This is a genomic window from Fundidesulfovibrio sp., assembly GCF_058402725.1.
Genome location: NZ_JBZVFJ010000148.1, coordinates 1 through 8,045 on the forward strand (window position 1 = coordinate 1; position 8,045 = coordinate 8,045).

Sequence of the window (8,045 nt, forward strand, 5' to 3'; positions counted from 1 at the left end):
GCGCGGCCCAGGATGTCGTAGACCTCCGCGATGAGCTGCATGTCGCCGTATTCGATGCCGTTGTGCACCATCTTCACATAGTGTCCGGCCCCGCCGTTGCCCATCCAGGCCACGCAGGGTTCGTCCCCGCCGGGGCCCGCCTTGGCCGAGATGGCCGTGAGGATGGGCTCCATGAAGGGCCAGGCCTCGGGTTCGCCGCCGGGCATGATGCTCGGGCCGTGGAGCGCGCCCTCTTCGCCGCCGGAGACGCCCACCCCCAGGTAGCGGATGCCCTTGGCGGCCAGCTCCCGGGTGCGGCGCACGGTGTCGGGGAAATGGGAGTTGCCGCCGTCCACGAGGATGTCGCCGGGGGAGAGCAGGGGCACGAATTCCTCGATCACCTGGTCCACGGGCGAACCCGCCTTGACCATGAGGAAGATCTTGCGCGGGCTCGAAAGCATGGCCACGGCCTCGGCCGGATTGAAGGCGGCCTTGATCCCGGCCTTGGCCCCGGCGCGGTCCATGAACTCGCGGGTGGTGGACTCGGTCCGGTTGAAAACGGCCACGGAAAAGCCGCGGCTGGCCATGTTCAGGGCCAGGTTCTGGCCCATGACGGCCAGTCCCACCAGGGCGATGTCGCAGGTGCTCACGATGAGGGCTCCTTTGGGTTGGCGATGCTCCGTTCGTGGTGTGCGCGGCGGCGCTCCAAGGGATCGTTGCGGTGGTCGCGGGCTGCCGGGTCCTGCCGGAGAGAGTCGCCGGACGGCACGGACCGGGCGTCCCGGAGTGATTCGAGCGGTTGGATAGCCATGCACCCCGCCTTGTGGAGTCGATTGACTCTATGTGGCATCAGGGTCTGGTCCGGTCAAGCGTTCTTGGCGTCTTGCGCGCGTCGCGCGCGGGGCAGGCGGCGTCAGGAAAAGCCCGGGGGCGGACGGCCAGGCGCGCCGGGTCTTGAGCGCCGCTGCGCCTTGACAGCCGCCAGGGCAGACGCCAAGGAGAAGACGCCGGGCATCCGGCCGTCGCCACTGCGTGCGCCGGCCCGGCCTTCCGGTCCTCCCTCCCGGGCCACACCGGCCTGCACCGCCTGAAGCAAGGAGCGCGACGATGTCTCACGAAATCCCTGATGTCCCTGGAGATGCACCGCACGTCGGCTGCAACGGGGCGGAATCGCTTGTCGCCACGCTCGTCGGGAGCGGCGTCGAGGTCTGCTTCGCCAATCCGGGGACTTCCGAAATGCATTTCGTCCGCGCCCTGGACCGCATCGAGGGCATGCGGCCGGTACTCTGCCTCTTCGAGGGCGTGGCCACGGGCGCGGCGGACGGCTACGCCCGCATGACGGGCAACCCGGCCTGCACGCTGCTCCACCTCGGGCCGGGCTTCACCAACGGCATGGCCAACATCCACAACGCGCGCCGCGCCCAGTCGCCCATGGTGAACATCGTGGGCGACCACGCCACCAGCCACGAGCGCTACGACGCCCCCCTGAACGCCGACCTGACGGGCTACGCAGAGGCCATCTCCCACTGGGTGCGCCGCTCGCGGAGCCCCCGGACCGTGGCCGCCGACGCCGCCCGCGCCGTGCAGGCTGCCCGCCAGCCGCCCGGACAGACCGCCACCCTGATCCTGCCCGCCGACACGGCCTGGCTCCCGGCGGAGCGTCCATCCCCCAGGCTGGATCCCGCCCCGCCGGGGACAGTCTCCGGGGATGCCGTGGACGCCGCCGCGCGCGCGCTGGCAAGCGGCCGCAGGACCGCCATGCTCCTGCGCGGGAACGTGCTCCACGGCCAGGGACTCGGGCATGCGGCGCGCATCGCCGCCGCCACGGGTTGCGCGCTTTTCTGCGACACCTTCACCCCGCGTCTGCGCTCCGGGGCCGGGTCGCCCGGGGTCACGCCGCTGCCGTACCGTGGCAGGGCCATCCTGGAGCGCCTCGGGGCGTTCGAACACCTGCTGCTTGTGGGCGCTCGGCCTCCGGTCGCCTTTTTCGCCTACCCGGACCAGGAAGGCTGGCTGACCCCGCCCGGGTGCGCCCTGCTCACGCTCTCCCATCCCCACGAGGACGGCCCGGCGGCCCTGGAGGCCCTGGCAGAAGCCGTCGGAGCGCCCCGGAAGGGCCTGGCCGTGCCCTTCGATCCGCCCGCCCAGCCGCCCCAGGGGCCGCTCACGGCCGAGGGCGTCCTGCGCGTCGTGGCGGCGCTCCTGCCGGAGGAGGCCATCGTGGCCGACGAGGGCATCACCTCCACGCTGCCGCACGTGCCGCTTCTCGGCAGGGCCGCGCCGCACGACTATCTTCCGGTCACGGGCGGCTCCATCGGGAACATCCTGCCCCTGGGCACGGGCGCGGCCATCGCCGCGCCGGATCGCAAGGTGGTCTGCCTGGAGGGCGACGGCAGCGCCATGTACACCCTCCAGGCCCTCTGGACCCAGGCCCGGGAACGGCTCGACGTGGTCACGGTGCTCTACGCCAACAGGTCCTACGCGGTGCTCAACCAGGAATTGGAGCTCGTCCAGGCCGCGTCGGGCGGGGAACGGGCGCGGTCGCTCCTGGACCTGGGCAACCCGGATCTCGACTGGGTCCGGCTGTCCGAGGGCATGGGCGTCCAGGCGGTGCGGGCGCGCACCGTCCGGGAGTTCGCCGATGCCTTCGCGCGGGCGATGAACACCCGCGGGCCGTGCCTCATCGAGGCCGTCATCGGCTAAGCGCACATGCCTGCCGCCCCTGCCAGGCGCGGCAGGGGCGGCAGGAACGGTCCGGGGCGTAGGCCCCGGGCAGGTTCCGGCGAGCCGCCTTATTCGTAGCGGTAGTTGGCGAGTTCCGTGGACATGCGCGCCACGCGCAGTGGGGCCGAGCCCAGCTCCACCACACCCAGGTCGACCGTGGGGAACCAGACGCCCACGAACCCGGAAGAGAAGCTGCCGCTCGAAATCCCAGTATACTGGAACAAGTAGGTGGTCCATGTGTAGCTGGTCTGGCTGACGCCCACGTCCAGGATCTGGGTGTAGTCCTCGTTGGGGAAGAGCACCCCGGTCCTGCTGGTGACGGTGGTGTATGGGCCCCGCATCCAGGTGGTCTCGGTCGACGGCGCGGTGGTGTAGGGTATCACCTCCTGCGCCAAGGGCGTCCCCGGCGCAAGCTGCGCCAGGAAGGTCGCCACGGCGAATCCGATCAGAACACGACATAGCCTGTTCATGGGTTCTCCCTGACCGCCTGGTTGCAAGGTGAAAGCCGCGCTGCGCATCGCCGCATTTTTGTGTGCGTGGCATGTACTTCGTTGGCGATCAATTATGTGCTGCATAGGGTAATCGGCGCGCCGCATCAATAGGGAAGAGGCGCAAATGCCCGCCCGGCGATTCGCCCTGGACGCGGCGGCCTTCCGTGACCATACTTCCCCCATGCCGCGCACGCCCGTTCCCCAGCCGCATTTTTTGCCCATGTCCCGCGCCGAGATGGACCGCCTCGGCTGGGACGCCCTCGACGTGCTCCTGGTCACGGGAGACGCCTATGTGGACCACCCTTCCTTCGGGGCGGCGCTTCTCGGGCGCTGGCTCACGGCCCACGGCTTCCGCACGGGCATCGCGGCCCAGCCCCGCTGGGACGACCCGGGCGCCGTGGCGGCCATGGGCCGTCCGCGCCTCTTCGCGGGCGTCACGGCCGGGGCCCTGGACTCCATGCTCGCCCACTACACCGCCTTCCGCCGCAAGCGCTCCGAGGACGCCTACACCCCGGGGGGCAAGGCAGGGGCGCGGCCCAACAGGGCCTCCATCGTCTACGCCAATCTCGTGCGCCGGGCCTTTCCGGGGCTTCCCGTGGTGCTGGGCGGCATCGAGGCCTCCCTGCGCCGCGCCAGCCACTACGATTTCTGGTCCGACTCCCTGCGCCGCTCCATCGTCCTGGACGCCAAGGCCGACGCCGTGCTCTACGGCATGGCTGAACACTCCCTGCTGGCCCTGGCCGAGGCCCTGGAGCAGGGCGAGGACATTGCCGCCGCACTCTGGGACATCCCCGGCGCGGCCTTCGCCGTGCCCGGCTCCGCAAACCTGGAGGACGCCCTCGAGCTGCCCTCCCACGAGGCCATCGAGGCCGATCCGGCCCAGCTGGTGAAGGCCACGCTCCTCCTGGAGCGCCACGTGCACCAGAACCGGAGCGCGGCGTTCCAGCGCAGCGGGGAGCGCGCCGTGGTCCTCACCGCGCCGGGCGAGGGCCTGGAGGGCGAGGCCCTGGACGCCCTGCACGCCCTGCCGTTCACCCGCAGCGCGCACCCCGCCTACGGCGAGCCCGTCCCGGCCGAGGCCATGATGGCCGGGAGCCTGAACATCCACCGGGGTTGCGCGGGGGGGTGCTCGTTCTGCACCCTGGCCCTGCACCAGGGGCGGCGCATCCGCTCCCGGAGCGCGCGCTCCGTGCTGGAGGAGGCCCGCGCCCTGGCCGGAACCAAAGGATTCAACGGCAGCGTGAGCGACGTGGGCGGCCCCAGCGCCAACATGTGGGGCGCGGCCTGCACGGGCGACATGGCCTCCTGCACGCGCTCAAGCTGCCTGACACCCAGGCCCTGCCGCCATTTCAGCGCCCGGCAGAGGGATTTCGTGTCGCTTCTGCGCAGCGTTTCCGCCGTGCCAGGGGTGCGCCACGTGCGCGTGGCCAGCGGCTGGCGCATGGACCTGGGACTGGCCGACCCCGAAGCCCTGGGGGCCATGGTGCGGGAGTTCACCGGAGGCCAGGCCAAGGTGGCCCCGGAGCACCGCGCGGGCCACGTGCTCAGGCTCATGCGCAAGCCCGCCTTCGAGACCTTCGAGCGCTTCCTGAAGCTCTTCGAGCGCGAGTCCGCGCGAGCGGGCAAGGAGCAGTACGTGGTGCCCTACCTCATGAGCGCCTTCCCCGGCTGCACCGGGCGCGACATGCAGGAGCTGGCCGCCTGGCTGGGCGGACGCGGCTGGAAACCCGACCAGGTGCAATGCTTCATCCCCCTGCCAGGCACGGCGGCGGCGGCCATGTACTACGCGGGGGTGGACCTGGAAGGCAGGCCCATCCCCGTGGCCCGTGGCGACGCCGAGCGCCGAGCCCAGCACGACATCCTTGCAGGGCAGGGCAGGGCGGAGCCCGGTGCGCGCCGGGAGACCCCCCGCAAGCCCGCCGGAGCGGCCAGGAAGGGCGGCCCCAGGGGCGATGCCCCGGCAAGCCCCGGCGGCAGGTCTCCGGGACGTACGGGACGCGGTTCCGGGCGCTCCTCCGGACGCGGCCGCAAGGGCTGAGGGGCCCCGGGTGGCTCTTTCGTGCGGCGAACCCTGTGCGGGCGTCCCTGTTTGGGACGAAGCGCGGAGTTTCGACTTGCGGCTGTCCCAGGAGGCCCCGGCGATTGCGGCCGGGGGCGATTCCCGCTAGGCCGTGCTGTCGCCGCGCGCTCAGACGCGGGACAAACGACGCGCAGGAGGTCCCGCATGTCCCAGGAGTCCGAACCGATCCAGCCGGCCGCCGCGCCGGGGAATCCCGACGCCGAGGCGGTTCTTTGCGGCGCTGCCGCTGCCGTGGTGTTGGCCTCCTACGCCTGGGACGCCCTGACGGGCGGGGGGCTCGCCGCCTCGCGCTACGGGACGGCCGCCCTGGCCATGCTCCTGCTGGCCTTCGGCCACGCGAGCGCCCTCATGCTGGAGCACGCCACCGGGAGGGACAGCCTGCGGCGCTTCTTTCTGGCGTGGAGCGTGCGCGTCTTCCCGCTCCATGCGGCCGCCCTGGCCGCATGGGCCGCTCTGGAAGGCCGGATGCCTGACGCCTGGGCCTGGGCGGGGCTGCGCTCCCCGTTCTGGATCGTGCAGGCCCTCGTCCCCTGCGCGGCGCTGGCTCCGGTGTTCCAGGCGCTGCGCGGCCGCTTCGGGCAGGAGGGCTTTGCCGGGGGGCTCCTGCTGGGCACGGCCCTGGTCAACGCCGTGGCCTGGCAGCTGCCCGAGGCCTGGAGGGGCGTGGCCTTCTCCGACCTCTTCGCCTTCCGGGGCGTGGTGCTGGGGCAGTTGACCGTCTTCGCGGCCGGGATGCTCCTGCCGGAGCTGGCCCGGCGCATGGCGCGCCCGGGCGCTTCGGCGCGCGGCGTCACCCCGACGAGGCGGGTGCAGGCCCTGGCGGCCTACGTGGTGATCCTCTTCCTCCTGGGTGAGCGCAAGGGCGGCTTCTCCGACATGCTGGGCGCGGCGGGCATCTTCCTGTTTTCCATGGCCTTCGCCGCCGCGCTGCTGGCAGGGCGCGCGGGCTTTCCCGCGCCCCGCGCCCTGGCGGCCCTGGGCCGGGGGGCGCTGGCCCTCTGCCTCTTCGTGCCGCTCGCGTTCCAGGCTCTCCCTGCGCTGGGAGTGGTCCCAGGTTCCACGCAAGGCGCGCTCGCGGCCGCCGTGGCGCTGCTGGCCTGCCTCTCCCTGTGCCTGCCTGCCGGGCGAGGGCTGGAGCGGCTGGCCCGGGCGACGGGCATGCCCGGCAACGTCCCTGGATAGGAACGACAACTTTCGCGTTGCCTTTCCGTGCTGAAGTGGTAGGAGTGTACAGGACTCGCGTCCCGACGCCATCCTTCCAAGCCACCGCAACACCAGGAGAAAGCGCATGCGCCCCACGAATTCCCTTCCGGTCCTGAGCGACGCATCGGGTGAGGTTGTCGGTTCCATCGCGGCCCGGCCCGGGCTGGTCACCGATCTGGGCGTCATCGCCCGCGTGGACGTGGGCGGCCTGGTGGCCGTGGACGGGGCGGGCGTCACGGCGCTCTTGCGCGGGGCGATGCCCTGGGTGTTGGAGCAGGAGGCCCGGCGCTGGGGTTTCGTGAACCAGGAGGCCTTGACAACCGCCATGGCGGTCTGATTTCCCGCTTCAGCAGTCTCGCAAGCGAGGAAATCCATGAACCTGTTCAAGCGATCAACGGGCTGGCTGGTCACGCTGGTGGCCGTCGGCTGCATCTGGCCTCTGGGCGACGGCGGGGCAGAGGTCCCTTCGGACAAGAACCTGGCTGCCGCGCCGGGCGAGGAGATTGCCACCTTCGCGGGCGGCTGCTTCTGGTGCGTGGAGTCCGATTTCGAGAAGATACCGGGCGTTACGCGTGTGGTCTCGGGCTATTCGGGCGGCCGGGAGGAGAACCCCACCTACAAGCAGGTCTCCTCCGGAAGCACCGGGCATCTGGAGGCGGTGCAGGTCTACTTCGACCCCTCCAAGGTCCGCTACGAGGAACTTCTGGAGCACTTCTGGCGGCACGTGGACCCCACCGACGCCGGAGGCCAGTTCGTGGACCGCGGCATGCAATACCGCTCGGCCGTGTTCACCCGGGGCGAGGCCCAGCACAAGGCCGCCCTGGCCTCCCGCGACCGCCTGGCGGCCTCGGGGGTGTTCGGCCAGAGGCCCATCGTCACGGAAATCAGGCCCTTCGAGACCTTCCATCCGGCCGAGGACTACCACCAGGACTACTCCCGCAACAACCCGGCGCGCTACTCCCAGTACCGCGCCGGGTCCGGTCGCGACCAGTTCCTGGGCAGAACCTGGGCCGGGCGTCCCGCCGCGTGCCCCGTGACGCAGGCCGCGCAACCCGGAGCGAAGCCCTCTCCAGGGGCCTCCTTCGTGAAGCCCTCGGACGAGGAACTCAAGCGCACCCTCACGCCCCTGCAGTACAAGGTGACCCAGCACGAGGGCACCGAGCCGCCCTTCAACAACGAATACAACGCCAACAAACGCCCCGGCCTCTATGTGGACGTGGTCTCGGGCGAGCCGCTCTTCGCCTCGGCGCACAAGTACGACTCCGGCACCGGCTGGCCCAGCTTCTGGCAGCCGCTGACCCCGGACGCCGTGACGCTCAGGGAGGACCGCTCGCTCTTCAGCACCCGCGTGGAGGTGCGCTCGAAGCTGGCAGACTCCCACCTGGGCCACGTCTTCGACGACGGTCCGCAGCCCACGGGCAAGCGCTATTGCATGAATTCCGCGGCCCTGCGCTTCGTGCCTGCGGAGGAACTGGAGGCCCAGGGCTACGGGGAGTACCGGAAGCTGTTCCCTTAGCAGCCTGTTAATGGGATGGACCCGCCCCCCTTGGAGGCATACGACCTCCGGG

General features: G+C 71.3%; 7 protein-coding genes. 5 read left to right on the plus strand and 2 right to left on the minus strand.

All coding sequences use genetic code 11. The features are described 5' to 3' along the window. A partial coding sequence (locus ACV4UX_RS15565) for an NAD(P)-binding domain-containing protein (RefSeq protein ID WP_491594198.1) occupies window positions 1-629 on the minus strand: 629 nt, incomplete at its 3' end. Window positions 630-1,086: 457 nt separating this feature from the next. Between ACV4UX_RS15565 and ACV4UX_RS15570 the strand changes: the two genes are divergently transcribed. Then, a complete protein-coding gene (locus ACV4UX_RS15570; RefSeq protein ID WP_491594199.1) occupies window positions 1,087-2,682 on the plus strand; it encodes an acetolactate synthase large subunit in 1,596 nt (531 codons plus the stop codon). A gap of 89 nt (window positions 2,683-2,771) precedes the next feature. On the opposite strand, the gene ACV4UX_RS15575 is transcribed toward ACV4UX_RS15570, so the two are convergent. Further along, a complete protein-coding gene (locus tag ACV4UX_RS15575; RefSeq protein ID WP_491594200.1) occupies window positions 2,772-3,173 on the minus strand; it encodes a hypothetical protein in 402 nt (133 codons plus the stop codon). A 202-nt stretch (window positions 3,174-3,375) separates the two neighbouring features. On the opposite strand from ACV4UX_RS15575, the gene ACV4UX_RS15580 reads away from it, so the two are divergent. The 4 genes from ACV4UX_RS15580 to msrB all read left to right on the plus strand — a co-directional run bounded on the left by ACV4UX_RS15580 (window position 3,376) and on the right by msrB (window position 7,993). Then, the gene (locus tag ACV4UX_RS15580) at window positions 3,376-5,232 is read left to right on the plus strand and encodes a YgiQ family radical SAM protein (protein ID WP_491594201.1); all 1,857 of its coding nucleotides are present in this window, start codon (window positions 3,376-3,378) and stop codon (window positions 5,230-5,232) included. Between the two features lie 186 nt (window positions 5,233-5,418). Continuing rightward, window positions 5,419-6,456 carry a hypothetical protein gene (locus ACV4UX_RS15585; protein WP_491594202.1) on the plus strand — a complete coding sequence of 346 codons (1,038 nt, stop codon included), beginning with the start codon at window positions 5,419-5,421 and terminating at the stop codon, window positions 6,454-6,456. 106 nt (window positions 6,457-6,562) lie between these two features. Further along, window positions 6,563-6,814, plus strand: coding sequence for a hypothetical protein (locus tag ACV4UX_RS15590; RefSeq protein WP_491594203.1), 252 nt, complete (start codon window positions 6,563-6,565; stop codon window positions 6,812-6,814). Between the two features lie 36 nt (window positions 6,815-6,850). Next, window positions 6,851-7,993, plus strand: a complete 1,143-nt coding sequence (msrB, locus tag ACV4UX_RS15595) for a peptide-methionine (R)-S-oxide reductase MsrB (protein ID WP_491594204.1) — start codon at window positions 6,851-6,853, stop codon at window positions 7,991-7,993. The last annotated feature ends 52 nt before the right edge of the window (window positions 7,994-8,045 follow it).